This is a genomic window from Lysinibacillus sp. ACHW1.5 (genome assembly GCF_022014815.1).
Lineage (GTDB): Bacteria > Bacillota > Bacilli > Bacillales_A > Planococcaceae > Lysinibacillus > Lysinibacillus capsici.
In genome coordinates this window covers 2207216-2233495 of the sequence record NZ_CP091777.1, presented here as the reverse complement: position 1 = coordinate 2233495, position 26280 = coordinate 2207216, and the positions used below count along the sequence as shown (strand labels likewise).

General features: G+C 37.1%; 21 protein-coding genes. 9 read left to right on the top strand and 12 right to left on the bottom strand.

Translation table 11 applies throughout. The features are described from left to right. Nucleotides 1-641: 641 nt before the first annotated feature. Nucleotides 642-2072 carry a MocR-like pyridoxine biosynthesis transcription factor PdxR gene (locus tag L6W14_RS10980; protein ID WP_054550146.1) on the bottom strand — a complete coding sequence of 477 codons (1431 nt, stop codon included), beginning with the start codon at nt 2070-2072 and terminating at the stop codon, nt 642-644. 352 nt (nt 2073-2424) lie between these two features. Between L6W14_RS10980 and qoxA the strand changes: the two genes are divergently transcribed. Genes qoxA through qoxD form a run of 4 tightly spaced genes read left to right on the top strand, consistent with a single transcriptional unit; the run spans nt 2425 to nt 6164 of the window. Next, a complete protein-coding gene (qoxA, locus tag L6W14_RS10975) occupies nt 2425-3315 on the top strand; it encodes a cytochrome aa3 quinol oxidase subunit II (protein ID WP_237900833.1) in 891 nt (296 codons plus the stop codon). 20 nt (nt 3316-3335) lie between these two features. Next, entirely contained in the window at nt 3336-5285 is a 1950-nt protein-coding gene (gene qoxB, locus L6W14_RS10970) for a cytochrome aa3 quinol oxidase subunit I (RefSeq protein WP_048392790.1), read from the top strand. Continuing rightward, nucleotides 5282-5878 carry a cytochrome aa3 quinol oxidase subunit III gene (gene qoxC, locus L6W14_RS10965; protein WP_036079094.1) on the top strand — a complete coding sequence of 199 codons (597 nt, stop codon included), beginning with the start codon at nt 5282-5284 and terminating at the stop codon, nt 5876-5878. The genes qoxB and qoxC overlap by 4 nt, the downstream gene beginning before the upstream one ends. Before the next feature lies 1 nt (nt 5879). Then, entirely contained in the window at nt 5880-6164 is a 285-nt protein-coding gene (qoxD, locus tag L6W14_RS10960) for a cytochrome aa3 quinol oxidase subunit IV (RefSeq protein ID WP_036079092.1), read from the top strand. Between the two features lie 383 nt (nt 6165-6547). Here qoxD and L6W14_RS10955 read toward each other — a convergent pair whose 3' ends face one another. Continuing rightward, on the bottom strand, nt 6548-7102 hold the full coding sequence (locus tag L6W14_RS10955) for a helix-turn-helix domain-containing protein (protein ID WP_131520223.1): 555 nt from the start codon (nt 7100-7102) through the stop codon (nt 6548-6550). 133 nt (nt 7103-7235) lie between these two features. Here L6W14_RS10955 and L6W14_RS10950 point away from each other — a divergent pair, with 133 nt between their 5' ends. Further along, a complete protein-coding gene (locus L6W14_RS10950; RefSeq protein WP_237900831.1) occupies nt 7236-8444 on the top strand; it encodes an MFS transporter in 1209 nt (402 codons plus the stop codon). A gap of 166 nt (nt 8445-8610) precedes the next feature. Beyond that, complete coding sequence (locus tag L6W14_RS10945) at nt 8611-9474, top strand: PhzF family phenazine biosynthesis protein (RefSeq protein WP_237900829.1); 864 nt, start codon at nt 8611-8613, stop codon at nt 9472-9474. A gap of 252 nt (nt 9475-9726) precedes the next feature. Here the strand turns inward: L6W14_RS10945 and argH are convergent, their stop codons facing one another. The 4 genes from argH to L6W14_RS10925 all read right to left on the bottom strand — a co-directional run bounded on the left by argH (nt 9727) and on the right by L6W14_RS10925 (nt 15304). Continuing rightward, the gene (gene argH / locus L6W14_RS10940) at nt 9727-11049 is read right to left on the bottom strand and encodes an argininosuccinate lyase (RefSeq protein ID WP_237900827.1); all 1323 of its coding nucleotides are present in this window, start codon (nt 11047-11049) and stop codon (nt 9727-9729) included. Nucleotides 11050-11078: 29 nt separating this feature from the next. Then, nucleotides 11079-12650: an APC family permease gene (locus tag L6W14_RS10935; RefSeq protein WP_237900825.1), complete on the bottom strand. Its 1572-nt coding sequence runs from the start codon at nt 12648-12650 to the stop codon at nt 11079-11081. A 292-nt stretch (nt 12651-12942) separates the two neighbouring features. After that, complete coding sequence (locus L6W14_RS10930) at nt 12943-14238, bottom strand: helix-turn-helix domain-containing protein (RefSeq protein WP_237900824.1); 1296 nt, start codon at nt 14236-14238, stop codon at nt 12943-12945. A gap of 184 nt (nt 14239-14422) precedes the next feature. Next, nucleotides 14423-15304 carry a GNAT family N-acetyltransferase gene (locus tag L6W14_RS10925; RefSeq protein WP_237900822.1) on the bottom strand — a complete coding sequence of 294 codons (882 nt, stop codon included), beginning with the start codon at nt 15302-15304 and terminating at the stop codon, nt 14423-14425. Between the two features lie 418 nt (nt 15305-15722). On the opposite strand from L6W14_RS10925, the gene L6W14_RS10920 reads away from it, so the two are divergent. From L6W14_RS10920 to L6W14_RS10910, 3 genes are read left to right on the top strand one after another with little or no spacing between them, the layout of a single operon-like run. After that, the gene (locus L6W14_RS10920) at nt 15723-17237 is read left to right on the top strand and encodes a spore germination protein (protein WP_237900820.1); all 1515 of its coding nucleotides are present in this window, start codon (nt 15723-15725) and stop codon (nt 17235-17237) included. A gap of 16 nt (nt 17238-17253) precedes the next feature. Beyond that, nucleotides 17254-18369: a GerAB/ArcD/ProY family transporter gene (locus L6W14_RS10915; protein WP_237900818.1), complete on the top strand. Its 1116-nt coding sequence runs from the start codon at nt 17254-17256 to the stop codon at nt 18367-18369. Further along, nucleotides 18362-19486, top strand: a complete 1125-nt coding sequence (locus L6W14_RS10910; RefSeq protein ID WP_237900816.1) for a Ger(x)C family spore germination protein — start codon at nt 18362-18364, stop codon at nt 19484-19486. Before L6W14_RS10915 ends, L6W14_RS10910 begins: the two co-directional genes overlap by 8 nt. Here the strand turns inward: L6W14_RS10910 and L6W14_RS10905 are convergent, their stop codons facing one another. From L6W14_RS10905 to L6W14_RS10880, 6 genes are all read right to left on the bottom strand, one after another. After that, a complete protein-coding gene (locus L6W14_RS10905) occupies nt 19487-20437 on the bottom strand; it encodes a nucleoside hydrolase (RefSeq protein ID WP_237900814.1) in 951 nt (316 codons plus the stop codon). It lies immediately after the preceding gene. A 144-nt stretch (nt 20438-20581) separates the two neighbouring features. After that, nucleotides 20582-23752, bottom strand: a complete 3171-nt coding sequence (locus tag L6W14_RS10900) for an ATP-binding cassette domain-containing protein (protein ID WP_237900812.1) — start codon at nt 23750-23752, stop codon at nt 20582-20584. 103 nt (nt 23753-23855) lie between these two features. Further along, the gene (locus tag L6W14_RS10895) at nt 23856-24266 is read right to left on the bottom strand and encodes an SRPBCC family protein (protein ID WP_237900810.1); all 411 of its coding nucleotides are present in this window, start codon (nt 24264-24266) and stop codon (nt 23856-23858) included. Then, on the bottom strand, nt 24263-24589 hold the full coding sequence (locus L6W14_RS10890) for an ArsR/SmtB family transcription factor (RefSeq protein WP_237900808.1): 327 nt from the start codon (nt 24587-24589) through the stop codon (nt 24263-24265). The genes L6W14_RS10895 and L6W14_RS10890 overlap by 4 nt, the downstream gene beginning before the upstream one ends. Before the next feature lie 303 nt (nt 24590-24892). Next, complete coding sequence (locus tag L6W14_RS10885; RefSeq protein WP_237900806.1) at nt 24893-25120, bottom strand: hypothetical protein; 228 nt, start codon at nt 25118-25120, stop codon at nt 24893-24895. 469 nt (nt 25121-25589) lie between these two features. Then, entirely contained in the window at nt 25590-26276 is a 687-nt protein-coding gene (locus tag L6W14_RS10880) for a Dph6-related ATP pyrophosphatase (RefSeq protein ID WP_131520231.1), read from the bottom strand. Between the last annotated feature and the right edge of the window lie 4 nt (nt 26277-26280).

Sequence of the window (26280 nt, the reverse complement as noted above, 5' to 3'; positions counted from 1 at the left end):
TTAATTCATAATGTAGTGGCGGCTTCTTGTAAGTGTAGCGGCGATTATGCAAAACACTAATGATAGCTCCACCAAATTGTCTTCTTGCACTACTCAACTACTTTTAATGAAAAAAAGCAGCCACCTAGCATCGATAGAATATCGAGACTAAGTGGCTGGATGGTGTTTTTTTAACTAAGATTTAAGTGTCCGTATAGTAGGGGTGCCTATTTCCCCCTATACCTTTGTGGGAATTAAAATATAATAAGGTGTGACTGCCTTGATGTTTTCTCATCAGCAGCCTAAAGCTAACGATTGAGACTGTTTGAACAGGTAAAACTGAGAAAACCAACGATACTTGTTGTGAATTTTTTAAATCTCTTGATTAAAGTGTTTGCCTATTTTTATAGCGAATCAAGTGAACTACCTCTTCACTGATATCTTTCTCATGCTACTAATAGGTTTGTCCTATCACCTTCCAGATCATAAAAAATTTCATTACTTGTGTGAATAATTGTGAATCCATCCACACTGCCATGATAGTAGTTAGCCTTGATGGATAGTTGTTATCCATGACTCTATCTTAAATACTTTCTAGCGAATTTAAACCATCCACTTAAGCACTTTCTCAGCCATCCACTTGGCTATAATTTACAAAATTACTAGAAGCTATTTAGAGCTTGTGCAAACCTTTTAATCCCCTCATTGATTGAATGAACATCCTCCCTCGCATAAGTGAAGCGTACAAAACCCTTTTTGGAGCCCATCGTAGATCCAGGAACATAAATGACGCCTCGCTTAATGGATTCCTCAAGTAATTGCGTTTCGTTATATTCCTTGAGAACATGACACCATAAATGTATCCCACCTTGAGGAATGGAAAACGTCACTTCGTCCTTTAAATACATATCGAGGCTCTGTACAATGGTATCTCGTCGTGTTTCTAATTCCTTCACTAAATGCTTAATATGCAAATTAAAATTAGGGGATTCTAAAAAATCATTGGCAATCCATTGCGTGAAACTAGAATGCCCAAAGTCAATTTGTTGCTTGGCATCGGATAGTCGTTCGATTACAGATGTAGGACCAACAATCCATCCTATTCGTAAGCCTGAGGCTACAATTTTGGACAAAGAGCTAATATATAAAACATTCCCGTTCTTATCGAGCGATTTAAGCGTAGGCATTTTATCCCCCGAAAAAGCTGTTAGGCTATAGGGGTCATCTTCTACTACTGGTATACCTAGTTTAGAGGATATGTCTAGAATAGCTTCTCTTTTCTTTAAATCTAAGGAAGATCCCGTAGGATTATGAAAATCAGGATTTAGAAAAATCATTTTAATTCGATGTTTTTTATATAATACTTGCAAATCATCCGGGTTAATGCCATCCTTATTGACAGGAAGATAATGGATTTGTAAGCCTGCTGTTTTAAATATAGGCAGATTAAAGTTGTAAGAAGGATCTTCTATGGCGACTGCATCTCCAGGCTTTAACAGGCATTGGACAATCAAATGTAGGGCTTGCTGTGCTCCTGAAGTAATCAGTATGGAGGAAGGCTTTGTCTCAATTCCTCTGCTTTTTTTAATATGCCGTGAAAGAGTTGTCCGTAATATGTCACTCCCTAAAGGATGGTCATACCCAAGGCTACCGATAAATGAACGCGTTGCGGTAATTTCTCTCAAGGCGCTTTTGGGAAAAAGATCCTCTGATAATTCGCCAGTAGCTAGATTAATTAATTTATGTTCAATAGCCTCTTTTCTAATTTTTTGGGTAACAGGAAGGTTCGGTAAAAAGGAACCTGCCTCAATATAGCGATTCCAGCTAGGAATTCGTTTCCTCGTAATGCCCCAGATGTCTTTGCTAATGGTTGTGCCACTTCCACGATTTCGTTCAATCAGCCCCATTGCTTCCAATTCATCGTATGCATTAACTACCGTACTTCTGTTTACACTCAAAGCGTTTGCTAAATAGCGCTCAGATGGTAAGGGTTTATCGGGCGGGAATGTCCCATCTGCAATCCCCTTTTCAATGTATTCTGCGAGCTGCTTATAAATCGCTTTTTTTACTGTTCGATCAGGTTTCCAATCCATGTTTACTCACCTCAGTTATGCCTTATCCTTTCTTAGCTCTAGTAAATAAGCTAAAAAGACAATCATACTATAACAATATTTGAAACTAACCATCCATTTCCTTATTAATTTCACCATCCACTTTCAATTTCAATCCATTTTAATTGATAAAAGCCCTTATTTGATGCGCATTTCCCTCTATAAAATTATACTGAAATTATTTTTCTCGTTTGAGAACATTCTGTGTTATCTTGGAAAACGCCTTGTCTTTCAAAAGAAGTCCCCCTATTATAAAAATCAATTGTGAATCGAATTCCATACAAACCCGTAGTAGCCTATAGCACTTCAATGAAACAGTTAAAGGGGTTTGTTTATGAAAAAAAGTTGGCTCAGATTAATTGGTCTTTCCACTATTGTCACTATGCTAACAGGCTGTGACCCATTGTTAGTATTAGATCCAAAAGGACCTCAAGCTCAAGTGCAAGCCAAAGATATTATGCTTTCGATAGGGATTATGTCCTTTATCGTACTCATTGTTTTTGTGTTGTTAGCTTATATGTTAGTGAAATTTCGTGCATCTAAGCAAAGCCCTGACTATAAGCCTCCCCACATTAAAGGGAGTACAAAGGTGGAAATCATTTGTGTAGGTATACCCGTTTTAATTGTAGCGTACCTATCCTTTATTTCTGTTGAAAGTAACTATAAGGTGGAATCTACACCAGAGAAATACAAACAGGAAGAACCGTTAATCATTTATGCTTCAACATCGAACTGGAAATGGCATTTTAGCTATCCAGAGGAAGATATTGAAACGGTGAATTATTTGTATATTCCTGCAGAGCGTCCTATCGAATTTAAACTTTATTCTTACGGACCAATTACAAGTTTCTGGATTCCTCAACTGGGTGGTCAAAAATATGCAATGGCCGATATGGTGAATACATTGCATCTAGCTGCGGATCTACCTGGGGAGTATATGGGGAGAAATGCAAACTTTAATGGTAAAGGGTTCGCTGAAAATACGTTTAACGTAACAGCAGTGACTCAGGATGAGTTTGATGATTGGGTGAAGGAAGTAAAAGCAACAGCTGAACCATTAACAGAAGAAAAATTTAAGACGTTGCTAGAACCAGGACACGTTGGCCAATCAACCTACACTGGTACACATTTAACATTCCTGCCAGCCCCTGAGGGTGAGAATGGTGGACATCAGCATGGCACATCACACATTAAAGATCATGCTTCTCAACAAAACGATCATTAATTAAAAGGAGACATAGTCATATGGAGTACTTCGAACGATTTGCTATACCCCATCCAAGTCCAGCTATCTATGCATCGATGGTTGCAATTGGACTGACGGTGATAGCAATTATAGTTGGCTTAACCTACTTTAAAAAATGGGGCTACCTTTGGCGTGAATGGTTAACAACCGTTGATCATAAACGTATTGGTATTATGTATCTAATTTCTGCCCTTCTGATGCTTTTCCGTGGTGGAGCAGATGCGATTATGATGCGCGCCCAAATGGCTGTACCTGACAATACATTACTTGATGCGCAGCATTATAATGAAATCTTCACAACACATGGAACAGTCATGATTATTTTTATGGCCATGCCTTTTATTATGGCCTTTATGAATTATATTGTGCCCTTACAAATCGGTGCAAGAGACGTTGCTTTCCCGCGATTGAATGCACTAAGCTTTTGGCTATTTTTCATGGGGGCCATGCTACTAAATATATCCTTTGTTATAGGTGGCTCCCCTGATGCTGGCTGGACGAATTATTTCCCTCTAGCAAATAATGAATTTAGCCAATCTGTAGGAACAAACTATTATTTATTTGCCTTACAGATTTCAGGTCTTGGCACATTAATTACTGGTATTAATATGATTGTGACGATACTTAAAATGAGAGCACCAGGCATGACACTTATGAAAATGCCGATGTTTACGTGGTCTTCATTAGTAGCAAACGTGATTATCGTTTTTGCTTTTCCAGTTTTAACGGTAGCTTTAACGATGGGAACTTTTGACCGTCTATTTGCTACTAATTTTTTCACAACATCCGATGGTGGTATGGATATGCTGTGGGCAAACTTTTTCTGGGTCTGGGGGCATCCTGAGGTTTATATCCTGATTTTACCTGCGTTTGGGATCTACAGTGAGATTATTTCTACTTTTTCAGGACGCAATCTCTATGGCTATAAATCAATGGTCGGCTCCATGGTAATCATTTCCTTCCTTTCGTTTTTAGTATGGACACATCATTTCTTTACGATGGGACAAGGTGCTTTAACAAATAGTATTTTCTCGATTACAACGATGGCCATTGCCGTCCCAACTGGGGTTAAAATTTTTAACTGGTTATTCACCCTTTGGAAAGGAAAAATTGTTTTTACAACGCCAATGCTTTACTCCATGTTATTTATTCCTACCTTTACAATAGGTGGCGTAACGGGTGTAATGCTTGGCATGTCAGCCGCTGACTATCAATACCATAACACAATGTTCTTGGTTGCCCACTTCCATATGGTGATTATTCCTGGTGTTGTCTTTGCTATGCTAGCTGGCTTACATTACTATTGGCCAAAAATGTTTGGCTTTATGTTGAATGAAAAAATCGGCAAGTGGACGGCTTGGATTATTGCCGTCAGTACGCTGCTAGCCTTTATGCCAATGTTTGTCTCTGGCTTAGATGGACAAGCACGCCGTATGTACACTTATTCTGCCTCTACTGGTTTTGGGCTGTGGAATATGATTTCATTTATCGGTGCAATTGGCTTAACAATTGGTTTTATCTTAATTGTTTACAATGTTATTTACAGTATTCGTTATTCACCAAGGAATGTTGGGTCGGATCCATGGGACGCTCGCACATTAGAGTGGGCTACACCAAGCCCTGTGCCTTATTATAATTTTGCCAAGGTTCCACACGTAATTTCAACAGAAGCGTTATGGGATGCAAAATATCATCAGCATGAACTGTTCCCAGAGCCATATGAAAAGATTCATATGCCGAATAATAGCGGTGTACCTTTTATATTAGGCTGTATTTTCTTTGCATGGGGATTCTCCTTTGTTTTTGGTATGTGGATACCAACAATTCTCACAACCATTGGTATTTTTATCTGCATGGCTCACCGTTCATTGGAAAAAGATCCAGGACACTATGTACCTGTCGAAAAAGTGAAAGCAACGGAATCGAAATTGCGAGGTAGTCAATTATGAAAATCGATCAATCACTTCCTTTAGAATATAGTACTCAGCAAAATCAATTGAATATATTAGGCTTCTGGGTGTTTATTGGTGCTGAAATTATGCTTTTCGGCACATTATTCGCAGGTTATTTTGTTTTAGTAGACCGTACTGGGAATGGTCCAACAGGAGCGGAGATTTTTGAAATTACACCTGTTTTATTTGAAACGTTTATTCTTTTAACAAGTAGCTTTACCATTGGCTTAGGTATACATGCTATGCGTAAGGGCTATACGAAAGCAATGATATGGTTTTATGTTTTGACATTAGTACTCGGTGTCGTATTTATTAGTTTTGAAGTTTACGAGTTTATGCACTATATTCATGTTGGTGCGAGCTTACAGACGAGTGCCTTTACGGCTGCCCTTTTAACAACATTAGGAACACATGGTGCACACGTTACCTTTGGGGTATTTTGGGGAATGTTCATCGTCTATCAGCTCATCCAACGTGGTTTAACACCAGAAACAGCCAATAAATCGTTTATCTTCTCTTTATACTGGCACTTTTTAGATGTGGTCTGGATTTTTATTTTCAGCTTCATTTACTTGAAAGGAATGGTGTAACATGAGTGATTTATTCCCGATGAAACAAGTCATGGGGTTTGGTGTGTCCATAATCCTTACGATCATTGCGGCATGTGTATATTTTTTCAATCTATCTTTTCCGATTACCATGACTATTTTATTAGTCACAGCATTTATTCAGGCAGGCTTGCAGTTAGTTGTCTTTATGCATGCTGGTGAAACAAATGATAAACCAGCCATCTATACCAATATTTATTATGGCTTAATCATTGCGCTCGTGACCATTTTCGGAACATTATTATGTATGATTTGGGGTTATATCTAAATAGAAAAAAATCGTCCTTACTTAACTTAGTAAGGACGATTTTTGTATGGAAACGCATGATATATAGTCAAAAGACAATGAGGGTAAACAATTCTTTGAAATTTTCACCATCAAAGTAAGAGTCCACACTTTCATTCATTGTGATATCAAGTAATCATTGTTGAGATTGATTGAATGGGATAAATATAGGATTGCCTTTATCAATGTTTATTTTTATAACGCCAATTTTATCGATTTCCTCTTAAATGATTGGCGTATAGCACATCCTTTACAAGCTTTTATTGATATTCATGAAAATAATAAACAATGATGAAATCGATAATCAGAATTATTTTTTTCCTCCCCAAAATAGGATCATCTTCTGCTTGATTATTGTAGAACAATCATGGGGTTGTATACGTTAATGACAGCATTAAATGTACTTTTTCATCCGAGTGATTGATATACGTGTGAAGTTCTTCACCCTTGAATTTAATGACATCCCATTGGTTTAGCTGATGGGTTTTCTCTCCAACCTTTAGCTCCAATTGCCCATTTAATACAAGCACAATTTCCTCGGAGCCTGCTAGGTGACACTCGCTGTATTCACTATTCGGTTCAAGACGACCTCTAAACCATTCAGTCCCATTTGTTTTGAATAATGGATCAACAAACCAGTCGTTATTATGACCTGCGAATTGGTAGTCTGAGCCAAAACGATGAACCTCTATATTTTCTTCAAAAGATAGTAAAGCGACAAGCGGAATATTAAGCCCTCTACAAATTTTCCAAAGAATATTGACAGTCGGATTCGTTTCCCCTCGTTCAATTTTCCCTAACGTCAATTTACTAACATTGCTGACATTCGCCAGCTCCTCTAAACTCATCCTTTTGCTTTTTCGAATTTCCCGTAAATTTCCTCCAACTTGTCCAGATAAGTCGATATTTTCCTCCTGCATTCTGCGCACCCCTCCCATTGACTTTGTATAAATAGTATATTATAGTATACAAGTCGATTAATTATAGTTTATTTTTAAATTTAAAAGTTAACTATAGTATATCAAATAATAACTAAAAGAGGTGTTTTCAGTGATGGCGAAATCAAAAAACTTTCCGATTATTTGGAGCGTTTTTTCTTTGTTTATACTATCTATGAATTTACGAGCTTCGATCACATCTATCTCGCCGGTATTGAAAAATATTCAAATGGATTTGCAGATGACAAGTGTTGTTGTAAGTTTATTAACAGCACTTCCCGTATTTTGTATGGGGATTTTTGCACCATTGGCTGGCAAGCTAAGTGAACGATGGGGTATCGAATGGACGATTGGGCTATCCGTTTTATTAATTGGTGTATCAACAGCTTTACGGTTAGTGGCAACTTTTCCTTTATTTTTATTAGTAACAGCTATTCTTAGTGGGATAGGTATTGCTATTACAGGTCCACTGATTTCAGGCTATATCAAAAAGGAATTTCCTAAATATTCTTCTACGATGATCGGTGTATATTCTGCGGGTATGGGAATTGGAGCGTCTTTAAGTGCTGGTTTAGTTGTACCTGCTATGCATGCTTTTCATCAATCCTGGAATGCAGCTTTAGCGATATGGTCGGTATTTGCTCTTATGGGGATCATTGTTTGGATTCCTATTATTAAAAAATCTAAGAAATCTCAAGAATCCATAGAGAAATCTGCAAGTCAAAAAAGTCGACTACCTTGGGGAAACCGATATGTTTGGCTCCTTATGGTCATGTTCGGTTTACAATCAGGCGTTTATTATTCCCTCGCGACATGGCTCGCTCCAAAAGTACAGGATATGGGATATAGTGACGCTTACGCCGCAACAACGGTCACTATTTTTTCTGTCATGCAAATGATTTGTAGCTTTATCATCCCCATCTTAATAAATAATAGTTTCAAGAGAAAGCCTTGGATGCTACTTTGTGCTTCAAGCTCCTTTATTGGCATTTTGATGTTAATTATGGGCGGCATCTCGCCAATTTTCTGTGCGACGTTGACAGGGATCGGTGCTGGTGGTTTATTCCCATTAGCAATGATTTTACCTTTAGATGCTACGACTACACCAAAAGAGGCAAGTGAATGGACAGCGATGATTCAATTCGGTGGCTATATCATTAGCGGCATCATTCCTATGCTTGTTGGTGTCATCAAAGATATGACGAATACATTTGACGTCGCCCTTTTCACCTTATTATTGATCATCATCATGATCATGGGTCTGACGTTAAAGGTTAAAACAAAGACGGAATCAGCTACTATTCGCGTTCTTCCTAGTAGATGAAGTAAGGCGTCTTTAAACCGTTTTTCAAACAGTAGACATTCTATTTTTGAAGATGTCAGATGCTAAAATAGTTTGTCTCTTGCTTTTTAGCAAATTTATCCAACAACATTTTTACGTAGTTCTTTTTATGCTACAATTCACTATAAATGAGGAAGGAAGATGTTTTATGAAAATATCCGTTTATGTTGCAAGTGCATTTAGCAAGGATCATCAAGGCGGGAATAAAGCAGGAGTGGTATTTAATGAGCATGAGCATACATTGACTACTACTCAAAAAATGGCGATAGCTAAAGAATTGGGCTATGCGGAAACCGCATTTATATCAGCATCTGAAATGGCTGATTATAAATTAGAGTATTTTACACCAAAAGAAGAGATTGATTTATGTGGTCATGCCACAATTGGCGCTTTCACGATACTGATGCATTTAAATAAACTTTTCAAGGATCGCTATACAATTGAAACAAACAGCGGTGTTCTTACTATTACGATAAAAGATGACATCATTTTCATGGAACAAAACAAACCGATATTCTATGATATTATTTCTCCAAACGACTTTATCGATTGTTTTGACATTAAAGATATAGACAATAAATACCCAATACAAATTGTTTCCACTGGCTTAAAAGATATTTTAATTCCGATAACAAGCGAAACACAATTACATGCATTGCAACCTAATTTTGAAAAAATAAAAGAAATCAGCGAGTATTATCATGTTGTCGGGACGCATCTGTATACGTTTAATGACAATCGAATAATATGTAGAAATTTTGCTCCACTATACGACATCAATGAAGAAGCAGCGACTGGAACTTCTAACGGTGCATTAGCTTGCTACCTTTATGAACAGCACCACTTACAAAAGGAAGTCTATGTATTTGAACAAGGTTATTCTTTACACTCTCCTTCCGAAATATTAGTGAAATTAGCAACCAATAGCAAGAATGAAATAGAAAAAGTTTATGTTGGCGGCAAAGGCTATTACTGTGAAACAAAATATTTAAATGTAGAAGATATGGTGTGAACAAATAATTTCTCAACCTCAGACTGTAGATTTTTTGAACTTTAATTTAAAAATAGAAAAATAGATAAAAAGACAAACACATTTTTATAATTGAACAATGTGTTTGTCTTCAATTTCTGCTACCTTTTATGAGCTTGAGGGACATAACCGATTGTTTCCATTGCTCAAGTGGCACATCCTCAATGAATGCCTTGTCTTTTTTCCACCCTAGAACCCGTCATGCATTTCAACAAAGTCGTTTTCCCTGCTTCATTATAATAATAAACCTACTTTAATCCCCTTATTTAAAATATTTTGATAGTCAATATAGTCATAGATATCGTCATCGATAAACGAACTTAATTCTTTCAATTCATCCATTGTTAAATCTTCAATGGCTTTGTCATGATCTTCACAATAAATAACGATGGAACCCACGATGCTGTGTGCATCTCTGAACGCAACACCTTTGCTCACTAAATAATCAGCGACCTCTGTTGCATTCAGAAAACCTCCTTTGACTGCTTTTTTCATGTTTTCACTGTTCACCTTCATCGTAGCAATCATGTTGGACATAATTTGTAGACAAGATAATACGGTGTCCAATGCATCGAAAAATGGCTCCTTATCTTCTTGCATATCTTTATTGTAAGCAAGTGGTAAGCCCTTCATTGTTGTTAAGAGTGAAGTCAGTGAACCATATACACGCCCTGTTTTGCCTCGTATCAGCTCAGCGGCATCAGGGTTTTTCTTCTGTGGCATAATACTGCTGCCAGTAGAATAGGCATCATCAATCGTAATAAATCTAAACTCTTGACTACTCCACAAAATGAGCTCTTCACTTAATCTACTTAAATGCATCATAATGATTGAAAAATCTGACATTAACTCTAATAAATAGTCGCGATCACTTACGCCATCTAAGAAATTATCTACAGGCTTAGAGAAGCCTAGCTCATTAGCTGTCATCTCACGGTTAATCGCATGAGTAGTTCCTGCTAATGCTCCACATCCAAGCGGGCTTTCGTTCATAATTTCTATCGCTTTCACAATTCTTTTTTTATCGCGGTTTAACATATGATAATAAGCCATCAAATGATGTTGAAACGTTACAACCTGCGCACGTTGAAGATGTGTGTATCCTGGCATCATAACGTTATTGTCTTTTGCTTTTTGTTCTAAGCTCTGTTGTAACGCTTCAATTGAGGCAATCACCTCAAACGCCTTGTTTTTTGCATAAAGTCTAATATCTGTTGCTACTTGGTCATTACGACTTCTCGCTGTATGAAGTTTTTTCCCTGTGTCACCGATCCGTTGAGTCAAATTCGACTCTACGAAACTATGAATATCTTCATAATTTCCTTCAATTTGTAATGTGCCATTATCAATATCCTCTAAAATGGAAAGAAGTGCATTCTCAATATCTTGTCCTTCCCTCTCAGTCAATAAATTGCATTGTACTAGCATATGGACATGGGCAATACTGCCTTTAATATCTTCTTTGTAAAGTCTTTGATCCACCTTTAATGAACTATTAAAATCTTCCATTAATTTGTTTTCTTCTTTTCTAAAGCGACCGCCCCAAAGCTTCATCATTCATTCTCCTTCAATCAATCTATTAAACGTTATGATATTTCAGAAATGCTTTCCTGTAATTCCTCAATATTTCCTCTTTTACGCATATACCAGACACCATTGTAAACAGCAAAATAGTAAAAGGCTAAGCCAAATATAGCGACAATTACGGACATATAAGGGTCAGGAATGATACCTTTCCCACCGAAATTCCCTAAGAAAGACATCAATACAAGCATTAAAATATAAATAATAATGTAGATACCACCAAAAAATTCAACTGATTGGTGTTTTTGAATAAAGAAAATTACTAAATAACAAACAATACCTATTATTAATCCAGTAATGGCTAGCTGTACCTTACTCCAATTTGTCCAATAAATAAGCAGTGTGGCAAAAACGAATGCCATTGGCGCAATGAATTGCATACCAGGTAGCCCATTATTTTTTGTCAGACCTACTCTACGGAAAACCATAACCGTTACACATGCTGAAGCATATTTAAAAATACCGATAGCTCCTACAATCGCAACGATAGCTGTCCAGCTTTTCAGTGGGAATAAAAATAATAATCCTACTAGGAAATTGAGTGCCAGTGCACGTGTTGGAACACCGAATTTTTTATTAATTGTTCCAAAATAAGATGGTAGGAATCCACTTTTCGCCATACCAAATACATGTCTTGACGTACCAGCTGTATAAGTAAGAGCTGAACCTGTTGGCGAAACCATCGCATCAGCTGTAATAATCCAAGATAGCCAAACCATATTAGCCATCATGGCTAAATTAGCAAATGGTGAATCAAATTTAATGCCACTCCAACCATTCGCTAACATTTCTGTTGGAACTGCGCCGATAAATGTAATTTGAAGTAACACATATAATACTGCCGCAACACCTAATGATGTAATGAGGGCAAGTGGAATATTTCTTCTAGGGTTGACGACTTCCCCACTCATCATGATGACGTTACCAAACCCAGTATAAGCAAAAAATATTCCGGTTGTTAAAATGGCACTTAAACCAGCGCTATAGCCATTTGGTGCAAATCCTTGGCTTGAAAAATTCTCTGGATGAAAGCCTGTCATAAAAAATGCAATGATCGTTAGTACAGGGACTACAAACTTAATGGTTGTAATGATATTGTTCGTGACTGCGAATAATTTCACCCCAAAATAATTGAAAACAACAAAGAATATCATTAAAACCATCGCTGCAAGAATACCTGATGTTGTTAGTTGTTCTTTTGCTACATCATATAACCCTGGCCAAAACTGATTGGCATATTGAATAACACCTGATGATTCTACGGGAGCTGTAGCACAATAGCCAAACCAGATTGAATAACTAGTAACGGTAGCAAGCATTTTTCCGTGAGAATAAAGCGGATATCTTGCTAGGCCTCCTGTTTCAGGTTTTACTCTTCCTAATTCAGCATAAACAAGCGCTATGAGTGTGATAACAAACGCACCAATAATCCAAGAAAGTATGGCTGCCGGGCCTGCTAATTTAGCAGCTACCCATGGTCCAAAGAGCCAACTAGATCCTATTATTCCCCCTAGAGATAATGTTGTAAGTGACCAAAACCCCATTTTCTTTTTCAAATATTGTTCTTGACTCATGAATGTTCCCCTCTCTGAAAAGAGAATATTGGTATGACCCTTTTAATTTGGACGCTTCAATAAAATGACGTTTTGACAGAAAAAATTTACATATTTTACTCTGCAGTGCAATGTAGTGTAGGTGACTAATATAGATTGTGCTCCTTTCTAGATGATGAAACATTGCACACATTTTTCATGCACCATTAATTAAAGGTTATTAAAAGGTGTTTACCTTAAAATGATTTTATTTTAATCGTTTGAATTTTTCAACACTTTTTTACAAAAAAAAATAACCATCTCACTTAGATGGTTATTTCAAACGATAAATTTTACTTGGTCGTCCTCTGGATATTTGTGCGTCTTTCCCTGTGTATTCGACGAGATCAACCTCACATAAACTGGCTAAAATGCGTCTAGCATTACTTTCATCCCAATAGAGATGTGCTGCTAAATCTTTAATGGTGAATTCCTGCCAATTCATTTTTTTAATAAGCGTGTATAATTTACTGTAATTTTTTAAACTAATTTTGGCTTTTTTTAATTTCTCTAATAAAATGTCATCATTAATACGGTATGAAAAGCTCACTTCATCTTCTTCACCAGCCGATTCAGTTATCGTTCCATTTTCTTGGACAATCACGATTGGTTGCTCCGATTTTTCCTTTGAGAGCTGGATGGCTCGCTGTGCATTGATTTCCGCAGAATGAACGGTTACCCCATAGCCAATTCCGACAGTGACTGTTGTATGGGATTCATGTGATAGCTGATAGATGGTATCCTGTAAATCCTTGATTTTACGTTCAATGGCTCCTCTCGAACTAAAAATGATATAGCGACCATTTCCTTTTTCTAACAAGGAGCCATCTAGTTGCTCACAAAATCGCAATAACGTTTCCTTCAATTTTAATTCTAAATACTGTAAATGATAGGAGCTCTTCGCTTTTTCAGAGATTTTATCAAAATGTTCGATTTCGATAATTTGCACACCGATCTGTGTATCCTTAAAATAGAAGGCTCTGAGTTTTTCTTCCAGTATTCGTAATGTTTGGCGGATTTCCATGTCTGTAGTGGAAATGTGATAAGCAGGGACACCTGCCTCTTTCAGCCCGCGATAAACAGCTTCAAAGCAGGTCAAAGCACCTGCTGTTTTTTGTTGATTCCATAAGTCGATATGAAAATCCATTAATTCTTTTGTACTGGTATTTACATCAAAGGTTTTCACATAGATTTCTTTAGGCGCAAAATCTAGCTGTTTGACGGCTTGCTCCAAGTGTGAAGTCGTGATTTCATCAATGCTTACCTTGTTCAAAAATTCTCCCTGATAAAAGCCCATATGCAATAGACATTTATAAATGCCGGATTCAGTATGTTGAATATAAACTAAGTTTTCACCTGATTGTAACGTATTTTTCGCAACCATATACGAAATTTGGCCAGAAAAAAACCATGCATCAACAGCGTGATGATTATCCTTTACGATATTTACGGTTTCATGAAAATCATGATAGGGAAATGCGACGAACTTCATAGTCATTTCGTATTCTTTGCCTAATTGAATGATGCGCTCTACAGATGAATTAGGGCCAATGACTCCAACTGTATACATTTTTTCCTCCTAGTAAAATTTCTTTATATATACCATTCTATAGAGAATTGCCCAATATTTATAGTGTCAATTAAAAAAGTCTGTTTTGGTAAAGGACAAGGGGACAGGAGTCGCTCACATTTTATTCAAAAGCGCGCTCATTCTTTAATTCACAACGCTCCGAGACAGCCTTCTGAAACCCAACCTAGCAATGGGATGTTAAAGGAAACATAAAGTGCCCTTGTAAGAAGGGTTTTTTCGAGAGAATGAATAAGGCATCGTCATCATTTGTGGCGATGCTGGCTGTCATACCTTCGATTGTAAAGTCAGGTGTAAAATAGAATACTACTTTTTTTGTTGTATCCTTAATAATGCTTGCTAATACAGTCTCTGCATTGGTTGCCTGTAAAGAGATGATATCATAAATATTTAATACCCCTTCCTCCTCCTCCATTAATACTATTGTGTCAAATTCTTCTAAATAGTAAATAGCATGAGGGAAAACTAACGTAAAATAAAACATTAATAAGCTTTCATTTTCCTCAACAGCAATCATACTAGAATGGATATAACGATTTTTTGCATACTCTTCAAGAAGTGCTAGATCCTGCTCAATTGTCAGCTGTTGGACGCTAGTCTGCTTTGGTTGAATAGGTCTGGTGAAAAGATCTAAGCTGTATTCACTTTCATGAATTCGTGTAAAGCCAAACTTCGGATAAAAATCAAGTACTGTTTCATTGGCAAAGAGATACATGAAATCACAGGCACCTTCGTACTCTTTCATGATATGCAGCATCAACTGCTTTGCCAAGCCTTGATGACGATAATATTCATCCGTCATCACTGTACCGATCTGAATTCCCTTTAATCGCTCGCCATTTATGTGAATCGACATCTTATAAATAGAAGCATTCGCAATTACTTTTCCTGCTTGTACAAATGAGTAAGGAATATATTGGTCATTCCAATAGCCTTTGTTATACCAGCCTCGAAAGTCCAAACCAAAAGTTTTCATTGCTAAATCATTAAAACTTGCCTTTAATTTTTCATTGTGGCGATAATCACTAACTAATTCATATTTTGCCACGTCTATTCCCTCCTATTTTATGTTTTAATCGCTAATTTTTGTGGGAATCATCACCTCCTAAAAACAGAAAAAGACCCTATGAGAACAAGCTCATAGAGTCCTTTGTTATATAAAATATAACTGTGGATTAGACATCATTATGCTTCTCTTTTATCGCAAAAGGGCATTACTAAATAGACCCTATAATTTTTAAAAAAATTATAGAATAACCCCTTTATTAAATTCATGGAATTTAATTTGCGATAATTAGTTTTAGCATAAAAAAGCTAATCTCCCTTCTGTTTTTAAGATTACTATTATATTACCGTTATTTGTTAGATATGTCTACATGATGAAAATAACTAAAATAAGTATAGAATGCCCCTTTAAAGCCTATTCTATAAACGAAGTTAGCAATGAAGGGAGCCTACCATTTACTATGAAATTTAAACTACCTTTCAACAAACAACAACCAGTTCAAGAGGCACCTAAAGAAAATCTTGTGAGAGTTGCACATGCCACAGATCATTTTATTCAATCGATTAAAAATGCGACGAATCATCCAGCCGATTTAATCATTAAATCTCTTCCACCAAACGTCACCCTTATTTACATCGATAATTTGATCGATGATCAGACTTTAAATAATGATATTATTGCTAATTTACAGAGCAAGCCTCACGATACACCCGAGGCAATTGAGATGGCCCTTTCTATTGCAGAAGTCAGTCAATCCAGTCTACTAAGGGAAACCGTAGAATTGATGGTCAATGGTCATGTTGTGATACACATAGAAGGTTTCCCACAGACTATTTTAGCCAATATCGCTAGCAGAGAGTCTAGAGCATTGTCAGCGCCTGAAAATGAATCGCAGGTAATTGGGACACAGGTTGGATTTAATGAGAGTCTATCTACCAATATTTCCTTGATTCGTCGCTACATAGTGAGTCCTAATCTTTGTAATGAAAAAGTAAAAATTGGGACACGGACAAGCACCTCTGTCTCTCTTTTATATATGCGTGGCATTGCTAATGAACAAATGGTTCAAACAATGCGTCAACGAATCACAGATCTTTATATCGATGAGCTTATCGATAGTGCCGTATTAGCTGAAATGATTGATGATAATTCACTATCTGTCTTTCCACAAATGCTTTTGACGGAAAGACCTGACAGATTTTGTGATGGGATTTTAGATGGGAAAATTGGGGTTCTCGTAGATGGTAGTTCAATGGCTATCGTTTCCCCTCAAGGATTTACTGAGTTTTTTCAAAGTCAAGAAGATCAAAATTTAAGATGGCAAATTGCTACTTTTCTTCGTTTATTACGACTGGCTGCCTTCTTTTTATCTGTTTATTTAACACCATTTTATGTGGCAGCTCTTACCTTTCATTATGAAGTGATTCCACAAGCCTTTCTCGTACCATTAAGTGAATCAAGGGCTTTAGTTCCTTTCCCGCCCATATTTGAGGCTTTGCTGCTGGAATTTATTATTGAACTACTGAGAGAAGCAGGAGCCAGATTACCAACTAAAATTGGACAAACAATCGGTATTGTTGGTGGTATCGTGATTGGAACAGCAGCTGTACAGGCAGGGATTACCAGTAATATATTGCTGATTATCATTGCGTTAAGTGCCCTAGCCTCTTTTACGTCGCCAAGTTATATGATGGGCAATGTGATTCGTCTTATTCGCTTCCCTATTATTATACTTGCAGGATTTTGGGGTTTTTATGGTATCATGTTGGCTTTTTGTTTTATTCTGATTCATTTGTTACGTCAGTCAAGCTTGGGTGCTCCGTATATGTCTCCCTTCTATCCACCGAGGTTGAAGGAAATGCGGGATAGTATTATTAGAATGCCTGTCCCATTAACATCAAAAAGACCTGCTTTGACAAGACCAAAGGATGAACATAAATTTGTCCCAGAGCCAGTGAAACCTGATAAAAGTTGAACTGAAGGTGAAATAAATGGCAAAACCTATACAACTTAGCCCTAAAGATATGATTAATGCTTATTTGCTTTTTTTTGTGGTACACGGTGCTCAAATTGGGGTAGGTATACAGGGATTTCAACGCATTATCTATCAAGATGCTAGACAGGATGCATGGATTTCTGTTCTACTGGCTGGGATTGCCACACATCTTGTTACATTTTGTATGATTAAAACGTTAGAAATTTATAGCTCTGATGATCTTTACGGAATTCAAATTGATATTTTTGGTAAATGGATTGGCAATTTTTTAAATGCAATTTATGTCATCTATTGCTCCGTAGCGTTCTTTTCAGTTTTACGAAATTATATTGAAGTGATACAAGCATGGATTTTTCCTAGCATTGAGACCTGGTTCCTGTCAGCAACTTTATTAATGATTATTATCTATGCCTTTACAGGAGGGCTTCGTGTCATTGTAGGCGTGTCTTTTTTTAGTATCATTCTCTCCTTATGGATTCTTCCAATGTTAGTATTTCCGATGGAATACGCTTCAGTAGATAGTCTTCTCCCTATTTTAGAAAATGATATTCGCTCCATTTTAAAAGGGGCACAATCAATGACCTTTACCATAATCGGCTTTGAAATTCTAAACGTGATTTACCCCTTTGTAAAAGACAAGAAAAAAATCAGAAAACCTGTTCATTTAGGACTATTAGCTACAACCATCATTTATTTAGCCGTGATGCTGGTGTCCATTGCTTATTATAGTGAGGGCAAGCTATTGAAAACGATATGGGCAACCTTGACATTATTTAGTTTTATTAGCTTCCCCTTTATGGAACGCTTTGAATTTGTGGCGGTTTGTTTTTGGATGCTAATCATTTTACCGAATCTATGTCTATACTTATGGGCTGCGTACCGCGGAGCAATTCGTTTATTCCCGATAAGTGAAAAAAAGTTTGTTTGGCTCTTTTCATTCATCATTTTAATTGGAACAATATTGGTTCAAACACGTACACAGATTAATACAATTAACACGGTGTTTGGACAAATTGCCTTTTACGTAATCTTTGTCTACCCTATTTTACTTTGGCCAATAGCACGACTAAAGAAGAACTTCACATCAAAGAAGGTGAAAAAGAATGAATAAACTTAGAGTAAGATGGATGATTCTTCTATCCTTTGTTTTTTTATATGGATGTGCACAAACCAATATTTTGGATAAAGTTGGATTAACTACTTTAGTCGGCTATGATGTAGGAACAGAGGATAAAATAAAGACAACAGCTGTTATTCGTGAAGTAAATCCCGAATTTCAAAGCAATGTGGAAGTTCTGTCTACAGAAAACGATACGAGTAAAGGAAATCGGATGGAAGCCAATCGTAAGCTTTCGAAAAAAATCATGGTTGGTCAAATGAGAGTCATCCTATTTGGAGAGGAATTGGCAAAAAAAGACCTTCGCTATTATATTGATACAAACCTAGAAAATGCTAGTGTCAGCAATGGAATCTTTATGGCTATTGTGGAAGGTGAAACAGAAACATTACTGAAATACGAATATCAAAATATTGAGGATATTGGGCAGCATATTTTTAGGTTAATTGAACAAAATGTCAAGCAGGAATATATGATTTCCTCTACACTTCATCAAATTGCCCATGATTTCTATTCATCTGGGAAAGATTTCGCCATGCCTATTATTAAAAGAGATGACGAGCTGGTTGAATTAAGTGGTGTAGCTCTCTTTAAAGGTAGCAAAATGGTCAGTACCCTTCCAGCTAAAGATAGCTTTTACGTAAAGATTGTTAGAGATACCTTTAAAGTAGGTTTATATGAAACCGTTCTGGAAAATGAAGATGTACCTTCCGAGATTCTTCAAAAGCCTGCCAATAAAATAACGGTAGCCTTTGATGCAATCCATTCCAATCGAGAAATGAAGTTAGTTGATGCGGATACACCAACATTTGACCTGAACGTCAAAATCAAATCAAGAGTATTAGAGGTGTACCCTGATATCAATCAAGGGGATCCAAAAAGTGTGGCGACACTGGAAAAAGCAATCGAGAAAAAATTATCAAAGGAAATACGTAGAGTGATTGCTCATAGTCAGGAAGTTGAGTCTGATATTTTTGGCTTTGGTGAGAAATATCGAAGCGAAGTAAGACATTCTAAGCTAACAAAGGAAAAATGGCAGAAACTATATAAAGACATGAAGGTAAATGTCCATGTTGATTTTACAATTTTAAGGGATGGTGTTTTTGAATAACTAGTGAAATGGTTGCCCTGTCATAACCGATAAAAAGTTTTGGAAAAAATGTTCATAATGAATATCAAAGGCAATACGATGCTTTTTTTCGCCATTATTATTTTCATAAGGTCTTGTCTCGGCAATACTTTGCCCCCTTGCAGGTCCTTCTAACTTGTCGACAACGGTTACAGGATAGGACTCATAAATAAACATGTCAGGATAAATAACGGCCATTAGTGTTAACGCATCATGCACGGGACTTCCTAGAAGTGAGGGGTCCCGTTCTTTGTAAAAACGTGTATAGTATTCCATTAAGGGCTTTAGAATTTTTGTTTTGCCAAAGGAGTCAATATAGTCCACCATCCCAGGTGTGACAATAGCCTTTTGGGTCGCATTTAAAGGGATGATTGTCACATTCGTTGCATAGGTAAGCACAATCTGAACGGCAAAGGGATCACCATGGAAATTCGCTTCAGCCACTGTTGTTACATTACCTGGGACCCAGAATGCTCCACCCATAATATAAAATTCCTTGATATTTTTCATAAGCTCTTTATAAAGGATAAACATCGTGGCTAGTGAGGTTAATCGCCCAATATTGACAATAATTAGCTCATCATGCTTATACCTTTCAATAATGTTGACGATTTCAAAAAAGTTCTCGATTTTTAATTCGTGATCATCTTTTGGGATGATGGGTCCAAGACCTCGTTCACCATGAATTTCTGGGTAATAGGTCGGCTGCTCTCCTGTTAAGGGTACTTCTGCTCCTAAAATCACAGGAATTCCTTGAGGAAAGTCGAACAATTTCATGACATAATAAATATTGGATACCGCATCCTCTCGCGATACATTGCCATAATCTGCAACGAGTCCCACAATTTCTATTTCTTGATTAAGCCGTGCATAGATCAATGCCACCGTATCATCAATGCCAATATCCCCGAATAACAGCACTTTTTTTACCAAACCATGTCCTCCCTTTTACTACCATTACTGTTATCTTTATAGTAATCAAAGATGACACGAATTATGAATTTTTGTGGAAAAATGAGTGAGTAATTCTAGTCCAACGAAAGAAACCCATATGCCGAAGCATATGGGTTTGATGATTTAGTGATTTGATTGGAGGAACTGATAGACGGCCATCATTTCCTGCTTATTCAATTCGCGTATACGATTAAAAATAGGAATATTGGCAACGGCCTCAAGATGGGAGCCCTCTGTAACAACATCGCTTACAGTACCAGTTAGCCATGTTTCCACATCAATGCCATCAACGATTTGCTGGCGTCCCTCCTCATTAATGCCACTTGCGCCACAGCTTACACAGGGCACGGTTAATTTATGGACTCCATCATGCAGTCCATCTTCAGAGAGCACCTTTTTCCCTTTACAGAATGGACAGGAATGACTGGCTTTGACTTTATTGATTTGGGTAACGATTTTCTTGTAGCCAAATGCTTCATATACATATGTTAGTTTTTTATATTTACCATTCGTAAAATATTGATCGATGATGGTTTCTCTTGTCTCCTGTATATTGGCAAAATCACAGATGGTCACTTGATTTTTATGGCTGATGCGCTCTAGATTATCTTTGATTTTGGCCCAAAAAGGAAAAGCATTTTGTAGTACGATTTCATAGCCGACAAAGCTTGCTAGCTCTAATTCCAGCATTTTTAGGGATACCTGTGTTTCCCTTGGCAATAAGGAAACATCCTGTAGCAGTGACATGTCTCCGCCAACGATGGCTTTGATTTTTTCTAGTTGTGGTAAGTTGCCTACAATGTTGATGACTTCATCAAGCGGTTGGCGAATTAAGTCACGTATATCTGTGTCCCCAAATCGTAATTTCTTTTGGTGGTTGAGTACAGTCCCATGACAAATTGGGCATGGTACCATTTCTCTTGTTTCCTTCATTTGCTCTTTAATAATGGATTTTGAAATCACGATATAACGACCAATGATAAAATTAAAGCCCTCCCATTTTTTCGAGGATTTCGTTGCCTTATCATAAAAGGACTTATCCCAATAACCATATAAAAATGTATGCTTTTCTTCCTCAGTCATATCATGATAGCTTTTACTAATGTCCTGACCCAGCTCTATTTTAATCTGCTCAAAGAGAAATTCTAATTTAGAATGTTGATAGTATTTTAAAACCTCCATTATATCGGGATGTAGTAGGCCGTCCCAAAATGGCACGTTTTTGTCTTGTACCACAAGATCAAAATCGAATTTTTCAATTTCCAATCGACCAGAGCAGCTAGGGCAATGATTTTCTTGGCTATAAAAATCAAAGCTTCTCGTATCCTTATTTGTTGGATGAGCAGCCACAATATGATTGATTAGGCCACCTATTTCATACAGGAAGCTATATTGGCTATATAAATGTCTTTCTAAATCAATGGCAACAACTGGGGCAATTTTGTTCGATTCATATTCACCGTAAATCAGACGAGCCATGGAAGATAAGCTTTTTAAGATGCCACCCTTATATATATTTTCCGCATTTTTGAAATAGCTAATATGGTTGTCTTCTAAGTATTGAATGCCCTTCCTTAATGCGAGTGTAGATGTGATTTGTAATGGAGTTGAACCCATTGAATGAATATCCTGATTAAAATAATCTTCATGGCTAACTACATTTAGATGTGTTACAGGCTCCTGCTGTCTTTTACCGAAGTCAACAACAAAATCAGAGCTTTCCAGCATATAGGCATTATGCTCAATCATGATGATGGAGATAGATTCATCCTCTAGGATGTCCCTGACACTATCGATGAATTGGTTTAAAATGTTCTGAGATAGTCCTTTAGAAGGCTCATCAAAAATAAATAATGTATGGGGATTACGAGCGTTTGCAAATAACTCTGAGACTAAATGCACACATTGGAATTCACCAGTCGATAGAGATTGCGTTTTTCTCTCAAGCGTTAAGTAGCCTAGTCCAAGCTTAATCAATAAGCTTAATCGTTTATGTGCGATATCCTCATTAGGTAGTTCGTTGATTATATCTTCAATCGAGCGCTGGAAAATATCATCAATGTCCTCACTATATTTTGTTAGTTTCTTTTTAATATCAAGGAATGTCGCGACAGTGGAACGACTCGTAATGGATTGGTTACGATCTTGCCCAACCATCACGAGTTTGTCCTTTGGATAGCGTTTGATAAAATCTTTAGCAATACACTCATTAACAAGCGTTGATTTCCCACAACCAGACTCTCCTGTAAAGGTAACAAGTCGATTTTGTGGAATGTCTATTGCATCCATTTGGATATTACGGCAATATAAATCTCGGAATTGATAATAGGATGTTGGTGCTGCTGGATTTCGTTCCCAAAAGATAGGCTTTGGTCGTGGAGATTCTTCAACGATTTTTCCTCCGTATTTTCCACTACCTGGTCCAAAGAATAGATGCTCGTCTGCCGTGTCTAACACAGTATCAGAATGATCAATCAACCAAATTTGGTTTTTAGCGCCTAGCTGTTGTATTTGCTCTAAAATTTTTAGTAAGGTGTTATGGTCCAGACCCACAGAAATTTCATCAACAATAATCACGGTGTTTTCGCTTGTTGCCATGAATTCTGCTAAGTACAGCCTTGTTAATTCTCCACCTGATAAAGTCCCCATAATACGATTTAAGGTTAAGTAGCCAATATTCATTTGCATAATATTATGCAGAATATGCTGTTTTTCTTCACTGATATTTAATTCTTTTGATAAGGAATAGATGGCCTCTATACTTAAATGATGAATATCAGAAATACTATAGAGTTCATTCCATAAAGTGATTTTATACTGCTCCACTTCTGGACTATAGCGCTTACCCAAACATTTTTTACATTCTACATTTTTTGTCGTGCCTCGCCCCTTACATGCAGGACACCAGCCTAACGCATTGTTAAAGGAAAACATCTCTGGCGATAGCTGAAACTCATCTGCCAATCGATTACGAATTTCTTTAAAAACACCTGTATGTGTACCAATTGTGGAACGTGGATTGCTAGAGATTGAGGATTTTCCTAGAAAAAGTACAAGGGGCATGTCCTCCATTTTGATGGCACTGAAGTTCGTTTCCATAATGTTTGGAAACAAATATTGATATTCAGCCTTTGGCAATAAAGAAACAAGACGTTTTTTGGATTCTTCTCCAATCGTTTGACAAAATGTCGTCTTCCCTGAGCCAGACAAACCTGCTATTGCTAAAGATCGATCGTCGGATAAAACGACATCTAGACGGTTAATATTATTGGCAATTAGTTCATTAATTTTCATTTAGTTATCCTTCCATTTAAGAAAATTAAAAGATGGGACTGAACATGAAAGAACACAATTCTTGCTACGGAATTGCGCTCTTCTTGCTGTTATTTAATTTATACTACGCTAATACTTTTTCAAGCTGTGTACTCATATTTGTCCAAGCATATTTTGCTCCCTCGATTGCACCTTGACGTGCCTTTGTTTCTTCGCTGAAGCCACCTTGATCAAGATGAAGCTGAGTCGTACCATCTGCTACCTGTGTTAATGTCCATGTAACTGTTGTTGTTTCGCCAGCACTTGTCCAAGTATAAGATAATTTGTGAGGCTCTTCCACTTCCAGTACCTCACAGTCTACAATACCGTCCCACCATTCATTTGGTTCAGCACGGAATTGGAATGTATGTCCTACGATTGGTTGGAAGTCATTGTTCCAGATCCATTTTGCTAGTGTATCTGAGTCTGTTAAAGCATGCCATACTTGTTCGATGGAACTTGTAAATTTAAAATCTAATGATACATCTGGTTTCATTTTTTTTCCTCCAATAATAGATGTAATTGCGCGATTCTTTCTTTCCAAAAACCTTCATAAAACGATACCCAATCTTGTATTTCTTTCAATGGAGCTGCATTCAATCGATATCTCGTCTCCCTACCTTCCTTGCGTGCAAGAACAAGGCCTGCATCTTTTAGAATGGCTAAATGTTTCGAGACAGCAGTACGCCCCATATCAAATTGAGCGGTTAATTCGTGAAGCGGTAACTCATCTACCTCTGCCAATAAACGGATCAACTTTCGTCTTGTTGGGTCAGCAATGGCTACATAAACGTCACGCTCTTGATGATTGTTATTCAAAACCACCACCCTTTCTAATAGGACACTGATTGGTGTCTTAATTATATGACACCAAATAGTGTCCAGTCAAATACTATTTTGGTCAAAGTGGTAGGAGTTCTATACCTACAAGGAAAACTAGCTGAAATACAAAAAAGTACAGAGGAGGAGCCTATGTACTTTCGGGTAATTATTCATTTATTACAGATATTCCAAGTTCGTAGCGAAAGACAAATAATATTTTATAGCAATGTTCAGGGATATGAACCATTGTTGAATGAAACCATATGCCTTTTACCTCGAAATAGTTGAAATGTATTACTCCTAATCAACTTGTTTCAATATATTTTCAATAGTTGTTAAACGTTTATTTATTTCTTGAATCTGTTGCTGTTGCAATTGAGCTGTTTCTTTCTCTATTTTTAGGCGTTCCTCTGCACGGCGTTCCACTCGTCGAAAGACACTGATAACAAATACAAAAATAAAAACAAGTACTAGAAGTGGAAGTAAACCAAAGAACGCTGAAAATATGGAAAGTGATGTTGATGACATATGATAAGACTCCTTTCATAAATTAATGATTTTCAAAGCTTACTCCTTTCTGTTTTTATCGGGTATATCGTTAGCAACTTCAGTGATGAAATCTGAATTTATCGTCAGTCTGAAAGGATTTAGTGTATAGTACTTCATCGCTTTGCCACTATCAGAAATTTGGTGATAGCCATTGATTGGGCTTCCTCTAACTTCTTTAAATGTAGATAAAGTAACAGTCTACTTATCCCTATTCTCTCGCAAGTTGGCTAACATATTGTTTTTCTTGATGAAGAATAGCAAAATAATTTTTAATCGATAAGCATTTGACAAAAATCCAAAAACCGTTAATAATTCATCAAATCACCTTTTAATGTATTTTTCATCTGTAATAATTTTATTACAGATGAAAAAAATAACAATACGCCTTAAAAGAAAAACCCTTATTGACATGAATTGCGCATCCCAATAAAGGTTTTCTGATGTGAATTTATGCTAGCTCTAAGGGTAAAAAGGCGTAGTCTCCATCTCTTATAACGGAACCTTTACGCACCGCAATTGACTGCTTGAATAGAGGGCCATCAATGACGGTCGTATGGAATTCGCCGCCTTCTCCGCATGGGTCAATGCTACGGGCTTCAAGCTCCTTTACATATTCAGGGGTAAGCACTCGCCCTAAATCGTCCTCCGTCATGCCCAAGGATAGGTTGACCGTGACAATCATTGTAATAAATCCTAAGTGAATAAATTCATCGACAGCCTCACGATGGTTCATCTCCCACAATGGCATGCCTAGCTTTAAACCTACCTTTTTAGTGACTTTATCGTGCCAGCAACCATGTGCAGGCATATCTAAGTCTCCTGTTACTAATACTTCAGCTCCCTGCTGCTTTGCATTTACTAATAAACCTACAAATACTTCTTCATAATCCGCCCAGCTTGCTGCAGCCGTATAGACTGGCAGCCCAATAGAGTCAGCTTGTGCCTGGATAAGCGCAGGTGGCATCCCGTGGGACCTTGAACGTTTCCCTTCTTCCTCTAGCATCACTATGAGCCCCATTGCTTGGCCCACCTGTGATGCTTTATATAAAGCTAAAACACTATCCTTGCCACCACTAAATGAAGCAATAAATGTGCGATTTTGTGCATTCATTTTCCAGCCTGTTGTGTTGGTCATTTCC